This is a genomic window from Lewinellaceae bacterium, from assembly GCA_020636135.1.
Taxonomy (GTDB): Bacteria; Bacteroidota; Bacteroidia; order Chitinophagales; family Saprospiraceae; genus JAGQXC01.
This window is the reverse complement of the sequence record JACJYK010000002.1, coordinates 331,610-358,114: the sequence shown is the minus strand read 5'-3', so window position 1 is coordinate 358,114 and position 26,505 is coordinate 331,610. Positions and strand designations below refer to the sequence as shown.

Annotated in this window: 19 protein-coding genes; 8 read left to right on the top strand and 11 right to left on the bottom strand. The window is 51.4% G+C overall.

The window, feature by feature from the left end:
• Positions 1-4: 4 nt before the first annotated feature.
• A complete protein-coding gene (locus tag H6570_16545) occupies positions 5-649 on the top strand; it encodes a phosphatidylserine decarboxylase family protein (GenBank protein ID MCB9320894.1) in 645 nt (214 codons plus the stop codon).
• Positions 650-711: 62 nt separating this feature from the next.
• On the opposite strand, the gene H6570_16540 is transcribed toward H6570_16545, so the two are convergent.
• Both H6570_16540 and lysS read right to left on the bottom strand, forming a co-directional pair.
• Positions 712-1,626 (bottom strand): hypothetical protein, encoded by a 915-nt coding sequence (locus H6570_16540; protein ID MCB9320893.1) that lies wholly within the window; start codon positions 1,624-1,626, stop codon positions 712-714.
• On the bottom strand, positions 1,626-3,134 hold the full coding sequence (lysS, locus tag H6570_16535) for a lysine--tRNA ligase (protein MCB9320892.1): 1,509 nt from the start codon (positions 3,132-3,134) through the stop codon (positions 1,626-1,628). The genes H6570_16540 and lysS overlap by 1 nt, the downstream gene beginning before the upstream one ends.
• Positions 3,135-3,301: 167 nt before the next feature.
• Here lysS and H6570_16530 point away from each other — a divergent pair, with 167 nt between their 5' ends.
• Positions 3,302-8,212, top strand: a complete 4,911-nt coding sequence (locus tag H6570_16530; GenBank protein MCB9320891.1) for a gliding motility-associated C-terminal domain-containing protein — start codon at positions 3,302-3,304, stop codon at positions 8,210-8,212.
• Positions 8,213-8,329: 117 nt separating this feature from the next.
• Here the strand turns inward: H6570_16530 and pdxH are convergent, their stop codons facing one another.
• From pdxH to H6570_16490, 8 genes are all read right to left on the bottom strand, one after another.
• Positions 8,330-8,950 (bottom strand): pyridoxamine 5'-phosphate oxidase, encoded by a 621-nt coding sequence (pdxH, locus tag H6570_16525; GenBank protein MCB9320890.1) that lies wholly within the window; start codon positions 8,948-8,950, stop codon positions 8,330-8,332.
• 35 nt (positions 8,951-8,985) lie between these two features.
• Positions 8,986-12,429: an efflux RND transporter permease subunit gene (locus tag H6570_16520; GenBank protein ID MCB9320889.1), complete on the bottom strand. Its 3,444-nt coding sequence runs from the start codon at positions 12,427-12,429 to the stop codon at positions 8,986-8,988.
• Positions 12,419-13,615, bottom strand: coding sequence for an efflux RND transporter periplasmic adaptor subunit (locus tag H6570_16515; protein ID MCB9320888.1), 1,197 nt, complete (start codon positions 13,613-13,615; stop codon positions 12,419-12,421). Before H6570_16515 ends, H6570_16520 begins: the two co-directional genes overlap by 11 nt.
• A 28-nt stretch (positions 13,616-13,643) precedes the next feature.
• On the bottom strand, positions 13,644-15,059 hold the full coding sequence (locus tag H6570_16510) for a TolC family protein (protein MCB9320887.1): 1,416 nt from the start codon (positions 15,057-15,059) through the stop codon (positions 13,644-13,646).
• On the bottom strand, positions 15,034-15,654 hold the full coding sequence (locus H6570_16505) for a TetR/AcrR family transcriptional regulator (protein ID MCB9320886.1): 621 nt from the start codon (positions 15,652-15,654) through the stop codon (positions 15,034-15,036). The genes H6570_16510 and H6570_16505 overlap by 26 nt, the downstream gene beginning before the upstream one ends.
• A 124-nt stretch (positions 15,655-15,778) precedes the next feature.
• Entirely contained in the window at positions 15,779-16,777 is a 999-nt protein-coding gene (locus H6570_16500; GenBank protein MCB9320885.1) for an SDR family NAD(P)-dependent oxidoreductase, read from the bottom strand.
• A complete protein-coding gene (locus H6570_16495) occupies positions 16,774-17,862 on the bottom strand; it encodes an anhydro-N-acetylmuramic acid kinase (protein ID MCB9320884.1) in 1,089 nt (362 codons plus the stop codon). Before H6570_16495 ends, H6570_16500 begins: the two co-directional genes overlap by 4 nt.
• Positions 17,863-18,225: a c-type cytochrome gene (locus H6570_16490; protein MCB9320883.1), complete on the bottom strand. Its 363-nt coding sequence runs from the start codon at positions 18,223-18,225 to the stop codon at positions 17,863-17,865.
• 332 nt (positions 18,226-18,557) lie between these two features.
• Between H6570_16490 and H6570_16485 the strand changes: the two genes are divergently transcribed.
• From H6570_16485 to H6570_16460, 6 genes are all read left to right on the top strand, one after another.
• Positions 18,558-20,684, top strand: coding sequence for an elongation factor G (locus H6570_16485; protein MCB9320882.1), 2,127 nt, complete (start codon positions 18,558-18,560; stop codon positions 20,682-20,684).
• A gap of 65 nt (positions 20,685-20,749) precedes the next feature.
• Positions 20,750-21,550 (top strand): MOSC domain-containing protein, encoded by an 801-nt coding sequence (locus tag H6570_16480; GenBank protein ID MCB9320881.1) that lies wholly within the window; start codon positions 20,750-20,752, stop codon positions 21,548-21,550.
• Between the two features lie 24 nt (positions 21,551-21,574).
• Positions 21,575-22,507 (top strand): hypothetical protein, encoded by a 933-nt coding sequence (locus tag H6570_16475; GenBank protein MCB9320880.1) that lies wholly within the window; start codon positions 21,575-21,577, stop codon positions 22,505-22,507.
• 103 nt (positions 22,508-22,610) lie between these two features.
• Complete coding sequence (locus H6570_16470; GenBank protein ID MCB9320879.1) at positions 22,611-23,477, top strand: inositol oxygenase; 867 nt, start codon at positions 22,611-22,613, stop codon at positions 23,475-23,477.
• A gap of 100 nt (positions 23,478-23,577) precedes the next feature.
• Positions 23,578-24,384, top strand: a complete 807-nt coding sequence (locus tag H6570_16465) for an SDR family oxidoreductase (protein ID MCB9320878.1) — start codon at positions 23,578-23,580, stop codon at positions 24,382-24,384.
• Between the two features lie 21 nt (positions 24,385-24,405).
• Positions 24,406-25,983: a solute:sodium symporter family transporter gene (locus H6570_16460; protein MCB9320877.1), complete on the top strand. Its 1,578-nt coding sequence runs from the start codon at positions 24,406-24,408 to the stop codon at positions 25,981-25,983.
• A 33-nt stretch (positions 25,984-26,016) separates the two neighbouring features.
• Here the strand turns inward: H6570_16460 and H6570_16455 are convergent, their stop codons facing one another.
• Positions 26,017-26,499, bottom strand: a complete 483-nt coding sequence (locus H6570_16455) for a nucleoside deaminase (protein MCB9320876.1) — start codon at positions 26,497-26,499, stop codon at positions 26,017-26,019.
• Positions 26,500-26,505 lie beyond the last annotated feature (6 nt).

Here is a 26,505-nt window from a genome sequence, read left to right as displayed (position 1 = left end):
GAAGATGATCCACCGGGAAGGTTATATCTTTTTGACCATCTGTATCCTGATCTTGGCCGCTCTTAGCTGGGCAGGATCCATGTATCTCGGATATTGGGCGTGGATGCTGTACATCCTGAGCATCGGTCTGACCCTGTTCCTGCTGTATTTTTTCCGTAATCCGGACCGTCACATTTCAGCAGTCTCCGAAGATCTGGTCTATGCGCCAGCTGATGGTAAAGTGGTGGTCATCGAAGAAACCACAGACACAGAATACCTGAAAGACCGCCGGATCCAGGTTTCTATCTTCATGTCCCCGCTCAACGTCCACGTCAATCGCAATCCCGTCAGCGGAAGTGTCCTTTACCAGCAATACCACCCCGGTAAGTTCATGCCTGCGTGGAATCCCAAGTCTTCCCTGGAAAATGAGCGAACCACCATCGTCTATGAAACTCCCCGCGGCAAAGTGGGTATGCGGCAAATCGCCGGCGCGCTGGCCCGTCGCATCGTCTGCTATCTCAAACAAGGGCAGAAGGTAAGGCAGGGGGATGATATGGGCTTCATCAAACTGGGGTCCCGTGTCGACCTGCTGTTACCTGTAGGCACTGAGATCAAGGTAAAAATCGGTGACGTGGTGAAAGGGAATATAACGGTGATCGGTAAGTTGTAAGACACAAAATTTTAGCCACGAATTACACGAATTTCGCGAATTGATGTAATAAACACTAAAGGTCAAAAGGTGATGCGGTCGAAAACGACTCCCTCGCTACTCTGCTGGTGACGCAGGTACAGATCGCCGGCAGCGACGAAGGCCTGGGTGAGATTGTACTCCTCTGCAGATAATTTTATCGCCTTAACCAAAGAAAAGTCCGGTTTCAAAAGCTGGACCTGAAAGACATGCTCTTCGTCCGGTACCGTCAAACGGAAATAACTCTGCATTCCTTCCCGGTAATAAAGTCCGGCTGTCTCACCGGCAATCGCAAGGGAAACCACTTGTTCCGTGCGGTTTTGCAAATCGTAGACCAGCAACTGCGCCGGGCCCGGTAATGCACAAATCAACCGGAAACCATCCGTTGTCCAGGCCGGAACTTTATCGTTTCCTACCGGTTGCTGATACTGCTTCGGATAGGCTATCAGACCATCGGTGGTGTGCTTGTGAAAGTTGTAACGATAGACCATGGTTAAATCCACCATGCCCAGTTTGTCGTTATTGGCCAGGAAATAGATCCGGTCCGTCAGCGAGAATATGGGATGCCGGTCATCCATCACCACATCGCCAAATACGCCTGCCAGGGATACCGGGTGGGTGGCCCCGTGAGGACCATAGCCCAGCAACTGATCGTGAGACACCAGGATCACGCTGTCCTGACCCCAGGCATAAAAGGCATGGACTTCATCAGGAGGCGGAGACGGCAAGAAGCTCCCGGTAATAGCTCCCGATAAATCAAAATAAGTCAGCTCGGGATTGTTACCCACCTGGATGGCCAGACCCTGACTTCCCGGCATAACCTGGATCCGGACCGGCTGATCGCCCGCCTGAACCTTAAAGACCACCGGTGTTTTCTCATACTGTGCTTGATTGCTTCCGCAACCCGCCAGGAATTGCATGGCCAGAGCCAGACATATAAAAGGACTTACCCGTCGCATTACTTCTTGAGCGGTTTCATCTGAGGGAAGAGCAGTACTTCCTGGATGCTCTGCTGATCGGTCATCAGCATCACCAGACGGTCAATGCCGACGCCCAGCCCGGACATCGGCGGCATGCCGTACTCCATGGCCAGCAAAAAGTCTTCGTCCAGAGCCATCGCTTCTTCATCCCCGCGCTGGGCCAGTTTCAACTGATCCTCAAAGCGCTCCCGCTGATCCATGGGATCATTGAGCTCGGTGTAGGCATTGGCGATCTCTTTGCCATTGACAAATAATTCAAAGCGCTCGACCAGTCCCTCCTGGCTGCGGTGTTTTTTAGCCAATGGAGTCATCTCCAGTGGATAGTCGGTGATGTAAGTGGGCTGGATCAGATTTTTCTCCACTTTGTCCCCAAAAATCTCATCGATGAGCTTGCCGCGGCCCATGCTGTCGTCAATGGGTATGTGCCATTCCCGGCAGCGGGTGCGCAGAGCCGGTTCATCCATTCCGGAAATGTCCACGCCGGTATATTCTTTAATGGAATCGTACATGGAGAGGCGACGATACGGTCCCTGGAAGTCCAGCTCCTGGCCGCTGTAGGTAACCTTCGTGGTGCCAAAAAGCTCTGTGGTGATGTATTCCAGCATCTGTTCCACCATCTCCATCATCCAGTTGTAGTCCTTATAGGCCACATAGATCTCCATCCCGGTAAATTCCGGATTGTGCGTACGGTCCATGCCTTCGTTCCGAAACATTTTGCCGATCTCGTAGACACCGTCAAATCCCCCGATCACCAGCCGCTTGAGGTAAAGCTCGTTGGCGATGCGTAAATACAGGGGTATGTCCAGGGTATTGTGGTGGGTCTTGAATGGCCGGGCTGCCGCACCTCCGTGGATCGGTTGCAGAATGGGTGTTTCCACTTCAAGCCATCCTTTGGCATCAAAGAAGCGCCGCATGGCGGAGACCAGCTTACTGCGCAGAATGAAGATCTGCCTGATGCCGTCATTGACGGTGAGGTCCAGGTAGCGCTGGCGATAGCGCTGCTCCGGATCCGTGAAGGCGTCGTGAATGTTGCCCTCGGCATCTTTTTTTACGATGGGCAGCGGATGAAGGGCTTTGCTCAGCAATTTCAATTCTTTGACGTGCAGGGTGATCTCTCCCATGCGGGTACGGAAGACATATCCTTTCACGCCAATGTAATCCCCGATGTCCAATAATTTGGCGAACAGCTTGTTGTAGAGCGTTTTATCCTCATCCGGGCAAATCTCATCGCGGGCAACATAGATCTGGATCTTGCCAGAGGCATCCTGCAGTTCTGCAAACGATGCTTTCCCCATGTTGCGGATCATCATCACCCGTCCGGCGATGGCCACATCCTGCCATTGTTCGGTGTCGTCATTAAATGCCGACTTGATTTCCGAAGCATGATGGGTGACCGGAAACGGTTCCGGTGGATAGGGGTCGATACCCAAATCTCTGATTTTCTGCAAGGACTCCCTGCGTACAAGTTCCTGTTCGCTCAATGCCATGACTGGACCATTTTAGGGCGGCAAAGTTAGTAAAATTCCCCCCATGGAATGGGATTGCCCGCCAGATTATCCCGGGGCACCGCGGCCTTAAAACCGGAAGAAATTTTCCCGCCTCTTTTAACATCTGATAGCCGAGGGTCAATACCAATTAATTCTACATTTGCAGGATGCAAAACAGAACCGGCGCTATCACCCTGATATTGCTGCTTACCGCATGGTGGCTGCAAGGTCAATCCTGCCCGGTGGTGACCGGCCCAACTGAAGTAAAACTCTCCAATGGAGCCACCAAAGCATGTGCTGGCATCGAATTACAAATCAAGGCGACTGTAACCAATATTACACCTACCACCACCCTGGAGGTGTATTCGGGTGATCAGGCCGGTTTCGATCCTACGAAAGGAGAAGGCACCTTATTGAAGACTTTCACTTTTGATCAGGTAAGTTGCCAAAATCCAACTTGTCCCACTTTGATCGGGGCCATGATCAATGCCTGTGTCAGTGAATCCAATGAATACATGACATTCAATTCAGGAAGCGGATTTGCTGTCAATGATTTACTGGTTGACCTGGATGAAAACAACAACAACCTTCCCGGCATCTGTCCTTCCGGATGCGAAGATCCAGGATCCGGAGCTTGCCCATTTAAGAAACCGGCAATTGCAAACCTGGGAGGATGCAGTGTCATTCCAGCCGGCCCTGGTGACTACATTGCGCCGAACGCTATTGTGATCTTGTTCGTGAGTGCAGATGCCAGTCCGACGGTTTACAATTGGTCAGCACTTTGTAGTGAAGCAAATAAATATTCTGTTCCAATCTATGTGCTTCAAAGCAGTTGCACTCGGGCTGTTGGGGCATTTACCGATAATCCTAGTGGAATTCGTCGATATACGGTCAACTTTTGTTCGAGCTGTTCCTATACGATAAGTTATTCCCAAAACATGCCGGAAGGCACATTTTTTATATGGCCTGATAAACCACAATCCGCGCCCTGCTTAGGATGGCCCGATTTGGGCTTACAACCACTTTTATTCAATGTTAGCCTGAATGAAACATTCTGTGGAAACAACCTTGCTTACATCAAGCTTATTTGGAAACAAGGGAACACCAATTGTTCCACCATTACTCCATCGATAGGAAATCCGATTCAAGTAGATTGTCCTTCTATTTCAATCCTTGGAGACAGCACCTACTGTCAGGGTTTGTCAATTGAGCTACAAGGGAAACTTGAACATGGTCAAATTAATCAATGGGTGTGGAAAAAAGGCAATACCACATTGTCTAAAAATCAAAATGTGACCATAAACTCACAATCCGGATTATTCACCCTAACCGGTTCAAACCCATCAACTAAATGTACCGCAACCACCTCCATCAACATCTCCCAAATTCCCTTACCGGACAATAAACTTCAATACTTGCCTAACGACACCATATGTTCCGGTGAGATCGTATCCATCCAGGCTCCCATGGCAGATACCTATTCCTGGAGCACCGGAAGTACCTCACAAAACATCAATCCGGTCGTATCGGATGATCTGAATTTTACCGTTACCCTCACCAACGGCGGTAAGTGCACGTCCGAAATAGCCGGACAAGTCACGGCAGATCGCAGTCCTGCCTGTCTGGCGCCGCTGGTCACCTGTCCCCAACCTACATTCACCACCTTCAACGATACCTTCTGTTTGAGCGATGTCTTATCCAAACCTTTACTCCTGGATCTTCCCATTCCGGCCGGCGACAGTATCAAATTCTACTGGCATGGCCCTGGTATCATCGACTCAACCAATAACTTTAACGCTTACCTGACAGGAGGAGGTACCTTCATCGATACCGTTGAGATCACCATGAACGACTCATGCCATTATATAGTACTTGATACAATTGTGCTCCTAGATGCTACTGTGGAATTTTTATCTCCCGATACCATTTGCCTTAATGATTTTCATGGCTCACGTGAAATTCCTGTCAGATTTTCCGGGGACCCTCCCTACACCCTGGCTTATTTCCTGGATGAGGACTTCGGAACACAATACATTTTTCAAACGGACGCTCAAAATGATACCATCAGAGACTTGAAGGGTAATCCATCAAAGCTTTTTGTAGCGAATTTTATTTCAAATAATCATTGTTTAGGCCGGTTATTAAGTCCCCCGGAAATTCATTTCCAAGGCACCATCTCCAAGGCATCTATTCTTGTTGATTGTTTACGTGATACCGCCTGGAGGGCCACCATCTCAGTTAATGGAGATACAAGCAATAATTATGGTTTTTCCGGTTACCCAGCAAACCGTGTGGATAATAAAATTATCACTGATCCTATTCCGGTTGGTGTAGATCTGCATTTGAAAATCTGGACAGGCACTTTCGAGGTCTGCGACACCTTGGAAATCCAGCAAAGCGCCCCAAACTGCAGCTGCATCACCGCTGCAGGCACAATTCGTGAGCAGGGGGATACAATCTTTGTATGCCGGGAGGCTGCCGGAAGTTTACCCTTTGTCCCTAACCTCGATTATGTCAATGACGGTGATGACGGTCTATTTTACATCCTCTACACCGGTCGACCCGATTCGTTGGGAACCATCATCTATCAGACCGATCTTCCAAGCATCGATTGGAGTCGCATCACCAGCCCCTTGGATCCGGGCTATTATTATTTTTCCGCTGCCGCCAGCACGGATAAAGGTTCCGGTTTTGACCCCGGCGATTACTGCGCGGATGTTTCACCACCAGCCATCATCGCCGTACGTACGCCGCCAAGCGCCACCATCGGCGGAGACATCGTCGCCTGCCTTGGATCCGAGCCGGAGATCATGCTCGACCTGACCGGCACCGCACCCTTCGCCATCTCGTACGAGCGCAATGGTACTCCGCAAAACATCCAGGCCAATACCCCGAACTTTTCATTCCGTGTCCTGGCCACCCGGGACATCACCCTCAAATTGACGGGACTCAAGGACAATTTTTGTGAGGGTATCGTCAGTGGGGAGGTGCACATCACCACCATCGCTCAGGATACGACCGACTACGCGCGCACCGTCTGCATCAACGATACTCTGACCATCGGCACGGAGACTTTCTCCATGGCCAGGCCTTCCGGACTAGCTATACTGCCCGGCGCCGCACAGGGAGGATGCGACTCCATCATGCGGGTCCTGCTCCATTTTACCACCCCTGATACCGTGCCCATCCGTTGGGAGCTGTGCCCGGGCGATACCCTGACCATCGGCGGGGAAGCCTTCTATGCCGGCCATCTTTCCGGCCTGGTTCTGGGGTCTGCCGGCATGACTTGTGATACCATCCTGGATGTACAGCTGAAACTATACCCGGGCCTGACCGATACGATCCGCCTGGACCTATGCCCGGGTGATACGTTAACCGTAGAAGGACAACCATTTCACGCCGGATCTCCCAGTGCTTTGATCCAATTACCCGGACAGTCAGTAAGTGGTTGCGACAGCCTGGTGTATGTGGAGGTAATACCCCACCAGCCGGGCACCAATGTCATCCGGGAAACACTGTGTGAAGGTGATTTTCGGATGTACGGGGGTGAACGGTTTGATGTCGCCAGGCCCTCCGGTATGATCCTGGCCGGACAGGATGCTTTCGGCTGTGACAGTCTGCTGGATATTCTGTTGACCTATGTTCCGATCCCGGTAGGCGTTCAGCAGATTGCGCTTTGCCCCGGTGAGATCATCGAGATCAAAGGGGTATTTTTCAGTGAAACCCATCTCTCCGACACCGTACGACTAGCCGGAGAAAGTCATCTGGGATGCGATTCCCTGGTGGTAGTAACCGCCGAATTGCTGCAGCCTTCAACGTCTTTTTTGACCATGGATCTCTGCACGGGCTCGGAGATCATTATCAACGGCCACACCTACAGCGAATCCAATCCGACGGGGAGGGAGGTGTTTCCAGGCGCCAATGCCCGGGGTTGTGACTCCATTATCCAGATTGACCTGCATTTTACCGATGCTGTGCATTTCCTGCTGGACGACCCCATCTGCCCCGGTGATTTTCTGTTTGTGGATACGGTGCGTTTTGATGCCAATCGCTCTTCAGGCAGCGTGTTGCTGCCCGGAGCATCCCGTTTCGGATGCGATAGTATCGTGGATGTAGCACTGCAGGTGGTACATCCCTCCATGCACCAGCTCCAGCTTACGCTTTGTCCGGGAGATTTCCTGATGGTCAACGGAGTGCGTTACGATGCGGGTCATCCGGCCGGTACGGAGACCCTTGTCGCAGGCAACCACCAGGGCTGTGACTCCATCATTGAGGTGAGTTTAACCTTTGACACCCTGATGATCGAGGCACGCGCAACCACGGCCGGATGCCAGGCAAATGCCGGTAAAATGCTGGAAATAACGGCCTTGACGAATGGCCACCCTCCTTACCGGTTCCGTATCAATGGCGGCCAGGAGTTGGGAATTCCCTCGTTGCCCTTTGACTATCCGGTACCCGATACGACGACGGTGATCCATCTGCAGGTAACCGATCAAAGTGGATGTGAAGCAAGTACGGTGATATCATTCCAGGATACCAGCGCTCTGGCCTTTGTAAGCCTAGGACCGGATCGGGAGGTGATGCTGGGTGAGCCGGTAACCATCAACCTGGAAACCAATGTGAGCCTGGTGCGCTACACCGTATTCCTTCCTGACGGTACGACCTGCCAGAATTGCCTGCCCCTGACGATGGACTTGCTAAAGACCGGAGCATTCCGGATCCGGGCGGAAGACGCTCAGGGTTGTACCTATTCCGACGATGTCAATATCATCGTTTCTGAGACCAGCCGACTTTTCATTCCCAATGTATTCTCGCCGGATGGGGACGGGCAGAACGATGAACTCCGGCTCTATCCGGGATCGAATCTGGTCATGATCCACTCCTTTGTCATTCGTGATGTGTGGGGTGAAATCGTCTTTGAAGCGCATTCTTACTATCCGGATGCCAGCCAACCGGTCTGGGACGGGACCCTGAAGGGTAAAATACTGAATCCGGGTGTATTTCATTATTTCGTGGATGCCGAGTTCAGCAACGGCAACCGACGTATCCTTAACGGGGATATCACCCTGCTCCGTTAAATCCCGGAAAACGGTACTTCCTGCGCCGTGATGTTCTTTATCCCAACCAATGTGTCACTGTTGGAAATCATTCTGTTTTTACCACGGCAACTGATCGAGATAAGACAAGAGTGTACCTCAGGGCGCCAAACGATACATTTGCCAGTCACCCAATTCCACACGCTGGTATTCCAGTCGGTCATGCAGATGGTTGTCGTTGCCCTGCCAGAATTCCATACGATCGGGCACCATCAGGTATCCTCCCCAATGCGGAGGTCGTGGTATGTTGCCTTCCGGATATTTCAATTCCACCTCTTTGTGGCGCTCTACGAGAAAATTGAGATCCGGAACGACCTGGCTCTGGGGTGACGCCCAGGTTCCGATCTGGAATGCCCGCGGCCGCTCCTGGAAAAATTCGGTGGATTGGGTAGCGTCGTACGTCTGCACCTGTCCCTGTACCCGTACCTGCCGGCCCAGTTTTGGCCACCAGAATACGAGGGCAGCCTGGCTATTCCGTGCCAGATCGTGCCCCTTGCGGCTATGGAAGTTGGTGTAAAATACGAAGCCTTCAGCGGATAGCCCTTTCAGCATGACCAGCCGGGCAGACGGTTTGTTGTCTTCGTCTACCGTCGCCAGGGTCATGGCATTGGCGATCAATTCTCCCTCGGCGGTGAAGGCCTCTCCGTACCAGGTCATAAACTGGTCCAGCGGGTTTTCTTTAACCGCATCTTCTCTCAGCAATATATTTCCGCTCTCCATGTTATCACATTTTCACCTCATCAGTCATCCCAGGATCAACCGACTGAAGGTTCATTACTTTTAAACAACCTGGAACCGGCAAGTTTCGCCCGGTGGGCAAGCCAGAACATCACCGGTACTACTACCAGTGTCAGGAACGTGGCAAACACCAAACCGTAGATGACCGTCCAGGCCATAGGGCCCCAGAATGTCGCATTATCACCTCCGATGAAGACATGCGGATCCAATTCCTGTACCAGGGAGAAGAAGTCAAAATTGAATCCGATAGCCAGGGGGATCAACCCCAATACCGTGGTAATGGCGGTTAAAAGCACGGGACGCAGACGGGTTGAACCGGCCATGACGATCGCCTCTTTGACATCATTCAGCGGCAAAGCCAGATCACTGTCCACACCGAGGGCTTCACGCTTCTGTTTCAACAACAGCTGCGTATAATCGATCAGCACGATGGCATTATTCACCACCACACCGGCGAGCGAGATGATACCAATACCGGTGAAGACGATGACAAAATCGCGTCCTGAAAATGCATAACCCAGGAATACCCCGATGGTGGAGAACAATACGGTCAGCATAATGATAAACGGCGACACGATGGAATTGAACTGCGCCACGATGATGATAAAGATCAGGAATATCGCCACCGCAAAGGCAGTGCTCAGGAAGTCCAAATCCTCGGTCTGCTGTTGTTGTTCACCGGTAAATTCATAGGTAAAACCTTCCGGCAGGTCGTAATTGGTCATCAGTTTCTTCAACTCGGTGACGATGCTGTTGGCGTTGTATCCATCCAGCACATTGGAGTAGACGGTGATGACCCGGTCTCCGTTCTTCCGTTTGATGGAACTGTAGGAAGAATTGTAGGAGTTGGTGGCCACTGCACTAATCGGCACCTGGGCGATCTTGCCGGTCGCCATATCACGGAAGGTGATCACCTGATTCATCAAATCCGTGATGGAATTGCGGGAGGTGGTGTCCACCCGCAACTGGATCGGATATTCATCTTCTCCTTCCTTGTATTTGCTGATTTCCTTACCAAAAACGGAGGTCCGGATGGCATCCGCAATGGAGTAGGTGGAAACATCGTAACGGCGGGCGGCATCACGGTCGATGTTCACGATCAGTTCCGGCTTGCCGATGCCCACGTCTGCTTTCAATTCTTCAATGCCGGGAATGTTCTGACTGTTAAAATAGTTGATAACATCTTCACTCAGTGTGGCTAATTTATTGATGTCCTCACCGCGAAGCTCCAGGTTGATCGGCTTCCCGGTCGGGGGGCCGTTCGCGTTCTGGTCAACCACGATCTGAACACCGGGATATCCCTGCAGGCTTTCCCGGATCTTCTCCATGATCTCGACGGTCGACACCCCATTCCGCTTATCCGAGGGCACAAATGCCACCGTTATCCGCGATTTGTGGGGAGAAGCGCCGGGTTCCGGAGGGCTGTTGGGGTCGGAGGTATTTTCTCCGATCTGGACCAAAACCGACTCGACCACCTGCTGGTAAGGTTCTATGGCATTTTTAATGCGGTCCTCCATGGAATGCATGAGCTTATTGGTCGCTTCAATGTCCGTACCGATCGGCAATTCAATGAATGCATTCACGTATAAGGGGTCCGACTTGGAGAAAAAGATGACCGCCGGAGATTTTATCGCCAGCAGTGCCAGCGCGAAGAACAACAATCCAAAAGTTCCGGCGAAAAACCACAACGGGTTCTTCCGGCGCAGTGCAAAGCGTACAAACCGGTCATAGGAATTCTCCAGGATCGGCAACAGGTTATTCTGAAAATAAAATGCGGCACGTCGGAGGAAGAAGAAATTGACCAGGGTAACCAGGATCGCGATACCCAGTAAATTTCTGGCCCATTCGATTCCGGCCAAATGCATCCCAATGGCCACCATGACCATAAACAATACCCCGAGCAGTACATTGCGGCGTTTGCGCTGACGCGCTGATTTTTGTTCCAGCCGCTTGTCTACCTTCATAAAGGTCGCTGTAAACACCGGGTTGATGACCAGGGCTACCAGCAATGAAGAGGTCAGCACAATGATCAGGGTCAGGGGCAGGTACTGCATAAAATTACCCACGATACCCGGCCAGAAAGCCAGGGGGATAAATGCAGCCAGCGTCGTCGCAGTGGAAGATATGATGGGCATTGCTACCTCACCTGCTCCCCGCTTCGCCGCTTCAATGCCCTTATACCCGTTCTGCATATACCGGTAGATGTTTTCCACCACCACAATCGCATTGTCCACGAGCATCCCCAGTGCCAGGATCAGGGAGAAAAGAACAATGATGTTCATGGTCGTACCGGAAAGGTACAACCACATGATACCCATCAGCATGGACCAGGGTATAGCCATCCCGACAAACAAGGCATTACGCAGTCCCAGGAAGAATAACAACACCAGTACGACCAGGATCACCCCTGAAATGATGGAGTTTTCCAGGTTGGAGACCTGATCACGGGTGTGGATGGATTGATCGTTGAAGATACTGATACGCAGGTCGGATGGCAGGTCCGGCGTCACTTTATCGATGACTTCTTTCACGTGGTCGGAGGCATCCAGCAGGTTTTGTCCCTTGCGTTTGATGACATCCAGTGAGATGACCGGCAATCCGTCCGACCGGGCGTAAGAGGTGCGGTCCTGATAGGCCATCTTCACCGTGGCGATATCCTTGAGGTAAATGGGATTTTGAAACTCGGATTTGACAATCAGGTTTTCAATCTCACTGACATTTTCAAACTGACCTACTACCCGGATCGCCCGGCGGAAATCATTATTGACCAGTTCACCACCGGACATATTGAGGTTTTCAGCCGATACCGCATTGGCAATATCACCAAAGCTGACTTTTACGGCCTGCATCCTGGAAATGTCCGCGTTGACCTGTACCTCCCTTTCAAGGGCGCCTTTCATGTCCACTTTGGACACTTCATCGATGTCTTCCAGATGGTCTTTGATGTAGTCGGCATAATTGCGCAGCTCATCATTGTTGTAGTTACCGGAAACATTGACCGTCATGATTGGTATCTCGGACAGGTTGATGTCCGTGACATAAGGTTCCTGGGTCAGGTCCGTAGGTAACTCGGATTTGGATTTATCCACCGCGTCCTTGACCTTTCTCAGGGCATTGTCGATGTCCTCATCCGTTTCGAACTCGGCGATGATCACCGAATAATCCTGCATCGAGGTGGAGTTCACATTCTTGATGCCCTGGATGGACTGGATTTCTTTTTCAATCGGACGCGTAACCAGGTTTTCGATATCTGCAGCTGAGTTACCGAAATAAGGTGTATTGATGTAGATCTGGGGGAAGACGACCTCCGGAAATTGTTCCTTGGGCATCCGGTTGTACGACTGGATCCCGAAGATCAGGATCATGAACGTTACAATGAAGATGCTGGTGGAATTATCCACCGCCAGGTTCGTCAGACTGAAGTAACGTTGCTTGGAAGCTTGCGGTGAATTATTTTCCATTTTTCTCAGTTAATGCGGCTTGCTGTTCGACAATTTCGATGGCTTCTCCATTGGATACATCCTGTGCTCCTTCTACGATCAGTCGCAGACCCGCCTTGAGGCCCTGATCGACGACAGCCTGGTCATTGTAAGTAACCCCGGTAGTCACGTAGACTTTCTTCGCAATCATTCCGGTCGCCGTGGAATCGCTTACCATGACAAACTGATCTCCACCGACTTCCTGCTGGACGAGATACAGTGGTACGACCAGTGCATTGGCTATTGCCTGGTCCCGGAATTTGATTTCAGCGAGCAAATTAGGCTTCAGGATGCCTGACGGATTGGGCAGCTCGGCTTCTACGCTAAAGGTACGGTTTGCCGAATTGATGGTACGGCCGAGCAACGTGACCCGTGCGGTGACTTCCTGGTTGAGTGCCGGAAAAGAAATTTGCACCTGATCTCCTTTATGGATGGTGCCCAGGTATTTCTCCGGAACTTCTGCTTCCACCTTCACACGGCGGACGTCCAGAATACTAATGATAGGGGCTCCCGGGCCAGCCAGTTCGCCTTCCTTCAGATACAGCATGTCCACAACCCCGGACAACGGAGCATATACATCGGCTTTCGCCAACTGCGCATCGATGGTTTCCAGGGATTTCTCCAGGCGTTCTTTGTTATTTTTTGCCTGCAGGTACTGGATCTCGGAACCGATCTCCTGTTCCCACAGTTTGGATTGCTTTTCAAAAACCGTCGTCGCCAGCTGCAGTGAAGTCTCGATCTCCGCTTTTTGCTTCTTGATGGTTTCAGCATCCAGTACGGCGATCAGGCTTCCGCGGCTGACCTGCTGGCCTTCTTTCACCTTCAGGCTCAGGATACGTCCACCCATCTCGCTGCTGGCATTCACTGCTTCATCGGCCCGCACATTCCCCTGAATCTTGATAAAATGTTCGAATTCAGTAGGTTCGAGCGTCCTGGTCGTAACCAGAGTTTTTGATGCCTGATGCTGGGTGGTGTCCAGCCTGGACAGTGCTTTTTCTATCTCAGCGATGTCCGTATTCAGGCTCCGCAGTTCACTTTGCTTTTTTTCGTACAATGCTTTCAGCTCGGTCAGATCTGTCGGCAGAGCTTCATCCTGTCCCGAAGAGCAGGCGATGACACCCACTGAGAAAACAAGTACAATCGTTTTAAATGCATTGGTCCATTTCATAATCCTGTTATTAGAGATTAGGGTGACTTTAGTTTATTCCCAAGGCTTTCTGCCAGTCCTTTTTTGCGATGACGAGATCGTACTCGGCATTCATCACATTGGCCTGTGCCTCATAATATTCCCGCTCCGCCTGAATGACTTCCAAACTGGTGCCTACGCCTTCCTTGAACTTGGTCTTGGCTGTCTCCAGAATGCGGTTGGCCAGATCCAGGTTGCGCTCGGAGGCTTCCAGCGATTCATGCGCATTGGCATATTGCGTGCGGGCATTACTCACTTCGAGGGAAACCGACTGTTTGAAAAAGTCGGTTTGCAGTTGATTGCGTTGCAGCGCGATCTTGGCCTGATTGATTTTTGCTTTGCGGTCAAATCCGTCAAAGATGGGCACATTCAGGGTGACACCCACGTAGGTGGAAGGGAACCAGCCGGCTTCCTGGCCATCAAAAAGGTTGTTACGCTGAAGGGAGGCAGCAGCTGCACCGAATCCACGCAACGATGGGTAGTAACCCAGTTGCTGACGTTTTACATCCATTTCCGCCAGAGTGTGCGCTGTTTCCAGCACCCGGTATTCGGGTCTCAGGTTGTAATCGATGGACAGGGCTGCCCACTCCGGTGTTGCTTTTGCTGCATCGACCAGATCATCGAAAGCATCAGACAGGGTAATCTCCTGATCCAGTGGATAAGCCATCTGAAACTTGAGCAGGTTCTTGGATAATTCAATATAACGTTTGACATTATCGAGGTTGCGCTTCAGGTTTTCCAGGGTCAGCTGGATGCGGTCAACATCCATTTTTTCGATGAATCCGTTCTCATAGGTGATGCGGGTCTCATGATAGGTCTGCTCCAGCGAGGCGATGTTATTCAGGAGTATGGTTTCATTTTTGGCAGCGCTCATGACGGCAAGGTATGCCGTCGTCACATTGTTCTCCAGATCGCGGATGGACACATTTTGCTGTCGCACAGCCAGTTCACGGGCCAGGCGTGCTGCTTTCAGTCCCAGGAAATAGGAGCCGTCCACCAAAAGCATGTCCAGGTTCAGTCCGGCATTGATGTTGTTGTTCCTTCCGAATTGAGCGGGAAAGCCGGCATCAGACCCCGGTAATACTTCATTGGAGGAGATCAGGTTGTAGGTGAGCAGGCGACCATCCACAGCCGGCCCCAGAAAATCGGGCAGGATCTGGGTGGGGATGTTGATGTAATACTGGTAATTAACACTGCCGCTGAGTTTTGGGATCCCGATGGCTTTGTAGGCGGTGATCTGTTCATTGGCGTCCAGAACATCCAGATTGGCCATTTGCATCGCCGTGCTGTGATCCTTGGCGTACTGAATGGCCTGCTCCAGCGTAAATGCCTGGGTTTGTGCCAATAGCTGACCACCGAATACTGCTGACCAGATGATCAGCGCTAACGGCAGGTAAATCTTAAGCTGCTTCATTAAAATGTTCATAGAAGTGTTTTTGTAAATGTGCATAGCCGGATTGCGATACAATGCCATTCAGGTGATAGCGGAGGAAATGCTCAAACAATTCACTGGGCAGGTATTTTGCCGGAGGGAATACCTCATCGTTAACGATCATGGTGGTGCTCTCCACATAGATCCTGGCCAAAACGTCGGTATTCAGGTTCGAACGATACAACCCCTGCGTCTTGCCGCGGTCCAGATTGGCTTTCACGATCTCATAGACAAAACTCTTATGGACATCATTCCATTTTCCATAGACTGCCGCATAATATTTCTGAAGGTCAAAGACGATTTCAGCGGGTAATTCGCGGAGGATATTTAATACGTAGGTGCCTATCTTGAGGATCTCATCGATGGCATCGGTACTTTTAGCCAGGATATCCCGTATGATCCGGGTTTCTTCATTCAACTGTGACTGGAGTAGAATGGCGATCAGATGTTCCTTATTGTCAAAATGCTGATACAGGGTTTTCTTGGAAATTCCCAAATCCCGGGCCAGATCGTCCATGGTAACGCCCTTGATACCTTGCTTAACAAACAGCTGCCGGGCACTCGTGATGATTCTTTGCTTCAACTCCATAGTCAGAAAAACGGCACAAAACTAGTCGAATAAACGGATGGAAACAAAAAATGTTTCGAAAGTTTCCTGACGGAAACGCTATTGTTCGACTAAAGCCCCAAAGTGGTCGATAAAAGGGTCCGTATCAACGGGTGTGTTCGGCCAGGAATTGTGTACACGTGAACTCAAGGGTCTCTTCCAAAGGAGTGAATTGGATGCTCAGTTCACGGATGGCTTTCTGAGCGTCAAAACGGTTGGTCTGGCCGGTATTGCGCAGGATCTCGGTAGAGATGGGATGCGGCCACCAGCCGACGGCCTCCAGGGGTGCTATGACCATCAGTCCCATTCGCCTCAGCAGGCGGGTGACTTCCCAGCGGGGCACCGGTTTCCCCAGCAGCCCGGCGATACGGGTCAGCAAGTCGCGATAGGATGTATTGGTGCCATTCAGGATATAGCGTTCTTCCGTAAGGTCATCCCTTTTGATGCCCTCCCACACGGCGGCCACCACATCACGGACATCCACGAAGCCGGTACCTCCCGGAGCATAAAACTGCAATCCTCGCCAGACCTGTCCAAATAACTGACAGGAGCTTTGATCCCAGTTGCCGGTGCCGAGGACGGTGCTGGGATTAAATATCAACCCGCTCAACCCTTCTGCAAAGCCCCTCCAAACCTCCAGCTCGGCCCAATACTTGGACCAGCTGTAATTGGAATGATAAACTTCATCCCGCCATTCCGCATTTTCATCGATAAGCCCCTGCTCCACATGACCGGTTGCTGCCACGGAACTGATGTAAATCAGGCGCCCGGGATTTTCTTCTTCCAGCATCAGGTTAACGATATTGGCTGTTCCTTCCACATTGACTGCAATCATCTGAGCAGCTTCCCGACGCCTGTAAGAGACAACCGCGGCATTGTGGATCACCACGTCTGCGGTACGGATGGCATCACGCAGTGCTGACAATACCAATACATCTCCGGTAATCCACCGGATACCCGGGGAGTCCAGAAGATCTTTCACCAGGCTCAGATCCGAATGTTCGCGGTGCATCGCCAAAACCTGTATATCCGGCTGACGGGACAGGAAACGCACCAGATGGGCGCCGAGAAATCCATTCGCACCGGTGACCAGAATTTTTTTCATGATGCCGGAAAGGTTTGATAAAGTGCACCATTTAATGACGGCCCGCTCGCACCGGTGTAGGTAGGCAGACAGTTAGCTTGATGTTCCAGGCGCAGGTAGCCCATCAGCGCCATGAGGACGGCCTCTTTGTATTCCAGGATCTGTGCTTCCGGCACTATCCATTCCACACCTAAACGCGCCTCCTCAGATCGTTGCCTGAAGCGTTCAATCAGAAAATCATTGTAGGCTCCCCCTCCAGTGATCAGGATCTTACCTGCGCTGATAGTATAATGGTTCAAAGCTCCGACCACTGCCTGCGCAATGTGTTCCGTGGCTGTAGCCAGCCGGTCTTCCACCGGATGCCGATCTTCCAGGAGCAATCGGGTAAAATGATCGGTGACGTATTGATTGTCCAGGCTTTTGGGCGGGTCTTCATACAGGTAGTGGTCGGCATTCAGGCGATCCAGCAGTCCGGGGACAACCTGCCCCGTTGCTGCCAGCGTGCCCCGATCATCAAAATTTTTCCCAAGCAAACGGGCCATCGCATTGAGCAATTGATTCGCCCCGCAGAGATCCCAGGCCTTGCCTGCAGAAGGCAGGGTAATGTTCGCGATGCCACCCAGATTCAGATAGGCTGCATATCCCGGATAGAGGTACAGGTCAGCCAGGTGAGCCAGGGGTGCACCCTGACCTCCCAGCGCCATATCGGCACTACGCACATCGCACATAACCGGAAATGAACAGGCAGCCGAGATAGCGGCACCGTGTCCGAGCTGCACTGAAAAATGAGCTGCAGGATCGTGAATCACCGAATGGCCATGGACAGACACCAGATCCGGAGCAGCCTTTGATGTAGCGGCAAAGTCTGCAATTTTTTTGCCGAGCCATACGCCATAATCGTAATTCCAGGTAAAATAGGTCGAAAGGTCTACCCGGTGCACCTGTCGCAACCGTTCCAGCCATTCGTCATCGTACGTGGCCTGACCGGTGGCCCTCACTTCATAATCAAGTTGATCACCATCTGCTGAAAACCGGCACAGCGCCATATCCAGACCGTCCAGTGAACTTCCTGACATGACCCCAAGGATAAGCCGTGTTTTCGCCATTTATTGTTTTAAAGTCTCCGTGTATTGAACCACCGCATCGATTTGTTCTTTGGTAAGGACATTTTCAAATGGTACCATGGCATTTTTACCATGGGTCACCTGCTCGATGCGCTCTTCCTTTGTCAATTCGGATACGGTGAGATCCTTGGCCCCATTCAAGCCAAGCTTACCATCCGGTCCGTGACATACTGCACAATATTGCGTAAACAACTTTTTACCTTCTTCACTGTCCGCCTCAGAAGCCGGAGTATTGGTGCCTGATTCCGAGGCCGTCTCCTTGCCTCCGGAGGATTCACCGGATGAGGGTGCACACGCCATCAAACTTACCGCGATGAACATGAGCGCGATTACTATTCTAGCCATAAGATGAGTTTGCGATTAGAGGGGTGAAGATACCATTTCTTCCTTTCTTCAGGGATAAGTTTAGCCAATCCTGATCCACTTATTCCGGCGCATTTTAATAAATGCCGGCCGTTTGCATTTTGCCAATTCATCGCCCCCATGTCCTCTTCCAGCCGGGCAATCTCCTCTCGTATGATCTAGACCATCGTTCTTCCTGATATTTGACAGTGTAATCGCGTTTGGCAAGTCGGCAGAATTTCGATAACTTGATTTCCCTTTTATCAAGCGCAAAAAAGGGCAAGATCGATGGTCCTTTTTTGTTGCTATTTGATCATCTCTAAAACATATTGGATATGAGTGTCGACACCAAAAACATACGTAACGTGGTCTTGCTCGGCCACTCCGGATGCGGGAAAACTACATTGGCCGAAACCATGCTGTTCGAAGGCCATGAGATCCACCGCCGGGGTACCGTGCAGGACCACAACACAACATCCGACTATTCAGACATAGAACACAACCGGGAAAACTCTTTATACTCTACCCTGATGCACCTGAACTGGAAAGATTCCAAGATCAATATCATAGACACCCCCGGACTCGATGACTTCTGCGGTGAAGTCATCTCTTCCCTGAAAGTAGCCAGCACCGGTGTCATGGTCCTCAACGGAGCACATGGTGTGGAGGTCGGCACGGAAATCATCTGGGAATACATTGAAAAATTCCAGACCCCGACCATTTTCGTGATCAACCAGATGGATCATGAGAAATGCGATTATGATAATACCCTCGAACAAGCTCAGAACCGGTTTGGAAGTAAAGTATTCCCGATTCAATATCCACTGAACCAGGGTAAAGACTTCAATGCGATCGTAGACATTCTGCGCATGACCGTGTACGAATTTCCTTCTGAAGGCGGCCGACCTGAAAAAGCAGACATTCCTGCCAGTGAAATGGCCCGTGCCAAAGAGCTTCACAACCAGCTGGTTGAGATCGCTGCTGAAAATGATGAGGGGCTGATGGAGATTTTTTTTGACAAGGGCACACTCTCGGAAGAAGAATTGACCAAGGGGTTGAAGATCGCCATTGCCGCCGGTGATTTTTGCCCGGTGTTTATCGCTTCGGCTCAGAAAGATATGGGTTCAGGCAGGATCCTGGGATTCATCAATGACATCTGTCCCAACCCGGCAGAACGGCCTCCGGTTGCTCTGGCAGATGGCACCACACTGCCCTGTGACTCCACCAAACCAACCACCCTCTTTATCTATAAGACGGTCCACGAGCCTAGGATCGGTATGGTGTCCTACTTTAAGGTATACAGCGGGGAACTCAAAAGCAGCGATGAGCTGATCAATGCCCAAACGGGCGCTCACGAACGGTTCAGCCAGATCCTGGTGGCCAATGGAAAAAACCGCACGCAGGTCGATGGTCTGAAAGCCGGTGACCTCGGAGCTGCCGTCAAACTTAAGGACACGCATACCAATCAAACCCTGAACACCAAAGGTACCGACGTGGTCATCGCGCCCATCGAATTCCCGGCTTCCCGGATCCGCACGGCCATCACCACCCAGAACAAAACGGACCTCGAGAAAATGGTCAAGGCACTGCACATGATCGAAGAGGAGGATCCTACGCTGCATTCGGAAAATTCGGTGGAGCTGAAACAGCTCATCCTCTATGGTCAGGGCCAGTTGCATTTTGATGTGGTGAAAAGCCGCATTCAGGAAGAATTCGGCGTGACCATGGAATTCGTAAAACCGCGCATCCCGTACCGGGAAACCATCACCAAGGCGTCCAATGACTCCTACCGTCATAAGAAACAGTCCGGTGGTGCCGGGCAGTTTGCCGAAGTACACATGCGCATCGAGCCCTATTTTGAGGGCATGCCGGACCCCAGCGGACTATCCGTCCGGAATACCGATATGACCGATCTCCCCTGGGGAGGCAAACTGGCCTTCCTGTGGTGTATCGTCGGTGGCTCGATTGATGCCAAATTTGCCAGCGCCATTAAGAAAGGTGTCATGCAGAAGATGGAAGAAGGACCTCTGACGGGATCGTACTGCCGGGATATCCGTGTGTCCATCTTTGATGGTAAGATGCACCCGGTCGACTCCAACGATATGGCGTTCCAGATTGCCGGAAGTATGGTTTTCCGCAATGCTTTCAGACAGGCGGGCTCACAGATCCTGGAGCCGATCTACAATGTGGAGATCCTTTGCCCGGAAGAATCCATGGGCGACATCATGGGTGATCTGCAAACCCGCCGGGCAATGATCATGGGTATGGACAGCGATGGACACTACCAGAAGATCATCGCCAAAGTGCCTGAGGCGGAAATGTATATGTATTCTTCGACCTTGCGGAGCCTCTCCCAGGGCCGGGCAAAATTCACCCGTGAATTTGCTGAATACATGCCGGTCACAGCAGATATCCAGCAGCATCTCATCGATGCCTACCAGGCTGAAGAGGTGGAAGGATAATATAAAAACACACTTTCAACCAACATAAAAGCGCCTGAACCACAGGCGCTTTTTTATTTTGTGTCATGTTTGAAGTTGAATCGCTGTATGTCTATCCGGTCAAAGGCATGGCCGGAACACCCGTATCCGGGGCTACTCCCGAGGCCCGGGGGTTCCGTCATGACCGGCGATGGATGCTGGTCGATCCTCTGAACGGGTTTATCAGTCAACGGGAATATCCGTCCCTTGCCGGGTGGCAATCGCACGTCGATGCCGCTCATTTGTACATCTCTCAGCGAAAAGACCCGGAAGTGCGCTTAGAGATCCCACTCAATCACTGGGATGGGCATCCGCATGTACCGGTCCGGATATGGAAGGATACCGTCCAGGCTCATATCAGCTCTTCTGCAATTGATGAATGGCTGGCACAAAACCTGGGGTTTCCATGCCGGCTGGTTTATATGGGTAGCGGTTCTCACCGCCCGGTGGACCCGGACTATGCCTTGGCAGGCGAAGAAGTGAGTTTTGCGGATGGTTACCCTTACCTCATTACCACTACCGCTTCCCTTGACGACTTCTCACAGCGGATGGGGAAAACCCTCATCGTGCAACGCTTTCGTCCCAATATCGTGATCCGGACACGCATCCCGTTTGAGGAAGATCAATGGCAACAGATCCATATCGGTGGGCACCGGCTGAGACTGCCCAAGCCCTGCGCGCGCTGCCAGGTCATCACCATCGATCCCGATACGGCATCCATCAATCCGGGTGTGCTCACCAGTCTGGCCGGATTCCGCAGGGACGGCAATAAGGTCCTTTTTGGTGTGAATGCCTGCTGGGAATCAGGAGAGGGGCAAATACGGGTTGGCGATCCAGTCACCATTTGATGTCAAGGATAAAATCCGGCTGCAATGAATTATTATAAAACCATCGAAAAACGGATGGGACTTCCGGGCTTAGCTGACCAATTAGCTGACCTGTCCGGTTCAGATCTAAATACCCTGCTGATGGAGGTATTCCGGTTGCAGGCTGGAAAAGAGCAACCCGCAGCCCTGGTCAGCCAGTTGGTCACAAACCGGTTCACCATGCCCGCCACCACGGATCCAATGCGGCTCAGGGAGCTGGAAATACAATACCTTGATAGCTGCAAAAATGCCGGTTTTTCACTGGTTCAGTTTGGGCCCCTGGCGCCGCTTGGCACTTGTTCATCGATGGCCCCGGTATCTCAACAGACCATCCTGCCTGCCCTGCGAAATACAGAAGTTGTTTCTGATGTCACCAACCTGCTGGCCTTGCTGATCGCACGGGACGTTCGTGCCAATCCGGACAAAAACAGGGTGATACAATACGCCACCACCCAGCGCCAGGTGCGGGTCCAGGCTTTTGACCGGCCGGGATTCTCAGCGCATTTTTCCATCATCGGCATGGCTACCGGTGGATGGGACCAGGGAAACCATGATTTCGAAGCCGAAGCATTCACGCATCATGTTTTGACCCATTACCGGATGCTGAAAACCTGTTTTGCCGATGGAAACTTCAGGATCAATTTCTACTGGCGACAAGCCAATGACAAACTGCGTTTAAAAATCATGGAAGCCCTGAGCGCATTAGCCGATGGAGCAACATTGGACCATCAGCATGAGGACCGAGATTATTCCTATTACCCGCTGGCACAATTCAAGATGCTGGTCGAACGGGCAGGCCAGGTCTGGGAGCTGGCAGATGGAGGGCTGGTGGACTGGACGCAATCGATCATTCCCAATCGCAAACACCGGCTGATGATCAGCGGCGCCGGCCTTGATCTGATCCTGCATGCCCGAAGCACCAACACCACGAATGAATAGCTGCGGGAACCTGGGCCTTCAAGCCTCGGTATGAAAGAACCAGCGAATTCCTATCGTTTTCCTATTTTAGTCATGGCATAAGCAGCCGACTAAAGCGATACGCATGCAGGATCAACTTCAAAATAGGGTAACACCCCACGAGATGGAAGAGCTCTGGGAGCAGGATTTGCTTCAACGCTATCCAACTGAAAATACCAAAGCCAAAGCCGACTACCGGAATTACGATAATCCAGCCCGGGATACCGTACGCGAGTTCTATCGGATGAATCATACCTATCAGACGTATGAATTTGTCCGGCAGAAAGAGCAGGAATTTCTGGCTTTCAACCGCCGGGAAATGTCTCTGTGGGATGCTGTGGACTATCTGAATACCCTGATTGATGATTCGGATCCGGACATCGATCTGGATCAGACCCAGCATCTGTTGCAGACCGCCGAGGCTATCCGGGCTGACGGTCATCCCGACTGGTTCGTATTGACCGGGTTTCTCCATGACCTGGGCAAGGTCCTTTGCCTTTTCGGCGAACCGCAGTGGGCTGTCGTTGGCGACACTTTCCCGGTAGGCTGCGCCTACTCCGATAAAATCGTCTATCCGGAGTTTTTTACAGCCAATCCCGATTATTACGATGAGCGGTACAATTCCACCTATGGCGTCTATACACCCAACTGTGGATTGAGAAATGTACATCTTTCCTGGGGACACGATGAATACCTGTACCACATCATGAAGAATCATCTTCCCGAGCCGGCACTTTATATGATCCGCTACCATTCCTTTTATGCCCAACACCGGGAAGAAGCTTACGACCACCTGATGGACGACCACGACCGGGAGTTGTTCAAATGGGTTCGAGCTTTCAATCCTTACGACCTCTACTCCAAATCACCCGCTCCGCCGGATGTAAAAAAACTGAGGCCATATTACGAGGACCTGGCCGCAAAATACCTGCCCGACACCCTGCGATTTTAATGCGTCGGGGCTGATGAACCAAGAATCTGCCCGCAGAGTGATTTGCCTGTGGAGCAATAGCTGAATGTATTGAACCAGAACGTCAACACACCGACCGTATATGCAGCGCTTTCTTCAAAAAACAATCGTAATTACCGGTGGCGGGGGTGTCCTCGGCGGTCATATGGCTCAGGCTTTTGCTAAAGAGGGAGCCCATGTCATCCTGATCGGTCGCACCCTTGATTCCCTGGAGGAACGCCAGGCTATGATTCAAGCTAATGGCGGTAAATGTTCCATATATGCTGCAGATGTACTGGATAAGCCCTCACTGATCGTAGTGCGTGAAGAAGTTCTGGATCAGCAGGGTGCTATTGATGTGCTCATCAATGCTGCCGGTGGCAATTTACCCGGTGCAACCGTACCTCCGGACAAGACCATATTTGATGTATCCCTGGAAGATTTCAGCCGGGTTACCGACATCAACCTGATGGGAACGGTGATCCCGTCTCTCGTATTTGGAGCTGCCATGGCTTCCTCCGGTCAGGGTGCCATCCTCAACATTTCTTCGATGGCGGTAGACCGGGCAATCACACGGGTGGCCGGATATTCGGCGGCTAAGGCAGCCATGGAGAACTTCACCCGGTGGATGGCTGTCGAATTGGCCCTAAAGTTTGGGGAAGGACTCCGGGTCAACGCGTTGGCTCCCGGATTTTTCATAGGCAATCAGAACCGGGCATTACTGACCAATCCCGACGGTAGTTACACCGAACGGGGGCAGCTGATCATTCAGGGCACACCGATGCGCCGGTTTGGCCATGCCGATGAATTGAATGAGGCGGCATTATTCCTGTGTGGTCCGGGCGCCAGGTTCATCACCGGCATTGTCCTGCCGGTGGATGGCGGATTCAGCGCTTTCAGCGGTGTATAAGCAACTTTAACATCATAAGCCATGACCTTAACCATCATCACATTTCTGGGTTTTACCGCATTTGTCGCGCTATACGTTTGGTGGCGCCTGCGCAAAGAGAACCTCAGTTCAAAAGATGGTTATTTTCTGGGTGGGCGCAGCCTGACCGGGGTCGTGATTGCAGGGTCCATGCTGCTCACCAACATCTCTACGGAACACCTGATCGGGATGAATGGCAGCTCGTACAAAAATGGTTTTATCATTATTGCCTGGGAAGTCACTTCCGCATTGGCACTGGTTGTTGCTGCACTTTACTTCGTACCCCGTTATTTACGTATGGGGTTAACGACCATTCCGGAGTATCTGGAATACCGTTTCGACGGCCTGACCCGCACCCTGGTCGCTTTTTTCCTGATGCTTTCATTCATCGTAACCCTGCTGCCCATCGTCCTGTACACCGGAGCAATCAATATTGAAAGCCTTTTTGATCTGAGTGATCAACTGCATCTCACCCGTGGTGAAGCCCTATGGTATACGGTGATCGCCATTGGTGTTATCGGTAGTGTTTATGCCATCTTTGGCGGACTGAAAGCAGTTGCCTTTTCGGATACACTCAATGGCTATGGGTTGTTCATCGGCGGCCTCGCCATTCCGGTATTTGCACTTTGGGCTATTGGCGACGGAAATGTGTTTACCGGTTTGGGCAAAGTCTATGAAACGGTGCCGGAACGGTTTAATGTGATCGGAACCAGGGACTCGGTGTTACCATTCGGCACCTTGTTCACGGGCCTGATCATCAATCAATTATACTTCTGGTGTATGAACCAGGTGATTATACAGCGTGCATTGGGGGCTAAAAATCTGGTGGAAGCTCAAAAGGGCTTGCTGCTCACCGGGTTGTATAAGATCCTGATCCCTATTATTATCGTTTTACCGGGGGTGATCGGGTTTTATTATTTCGGTGACCAATTTTTCGACCATCAGGATACTGTCTATCCCGAATTGGTTAAAAAAGTAATGCCGGTAGCCTTCACCGGGTTCTTTGCCGCGGTTGTATTAGGCGCGGTATTGAGTACGTTTAATAGTGTGCTCAACAGTGCTGCCACCATCTTCAGCAATGGTATTTACAAAAGGCACATCCGCAAAGATGCCAGCGACCGGCAACTGGTAAGGGTAGGCAAACTGGTGTCGGTGATCATGGCCGTATTTGCCATCGTAGTTGCTCCCTGGGTAGCCAATGCACCGGATGGCCTCTATCAGTTGTTGCAGCAACTCAATGGCATTTTCTTCATCCCGATTGCCAGCATCATCCTTGCCGGATTCTTTCTCCCGCAGGTTTCCGCTGTTGCTGCGCGATCTGCTCTCTTCGTGGGATTGGCTTTTTACCTGGCTACAACGTTCGTCTGGCCCGTCAATCTGCATTTTATTCATCTGTGGGGCATCGAGTTCCTGCTCAATATGGCTGTGATGCTGGGCATTTCCTATTATTTCCCTGTGAAGAAAAGATTCCAGGTTGAAGATCATCATGCTGTCGAGCTGGCCGCCTGGAAATATGCTCCTGCATTCAGCGTTTTCCTGGTGTTGACAACGATCGCCATTTACATTTGGCTATCCCGGTAATATTCCTCCAGTATACCGGATAGGGAATTCATACTAATACAATCGTTTATCTTTTTTCGCGTCCCATTCCTCAAACAAAGCCAGTGATGCTTCCCGCTCCCGGGACAGGGTCGGAAGATGCCGGTCTTCCGGTGGCAATTGCAATTCCCGGTAAATGTAATCGTCATCAAATCCTGCCCTGGTTGCATCCTCACGGTTCGCCGCATAGACCAGTCGCGCCGGTCGTGCCCAGTAGATCGCCCCCAGACACATGGGACATGGTTCACAGGTAGTATAAATCGTGCAGCCCTCCAGCTGATAGCTGTCCAGGTGTACGCAAGCCTCGCGGATGGCTACAATTTCTGCATGCGCGGTAGGGTCGTTGGTTGAAGTGACCCGGTTGACACCCTGTCCAATGATGTCACCCTCATAAACCACAATGGCACCAAATGGCCCTCCGATGTTTCGGATCATTCCTTGCCTGGCCAGTGCAATAGCCTGCTGCATAAAATGACTATCCGTAGAATCATTGATCATTGGTCA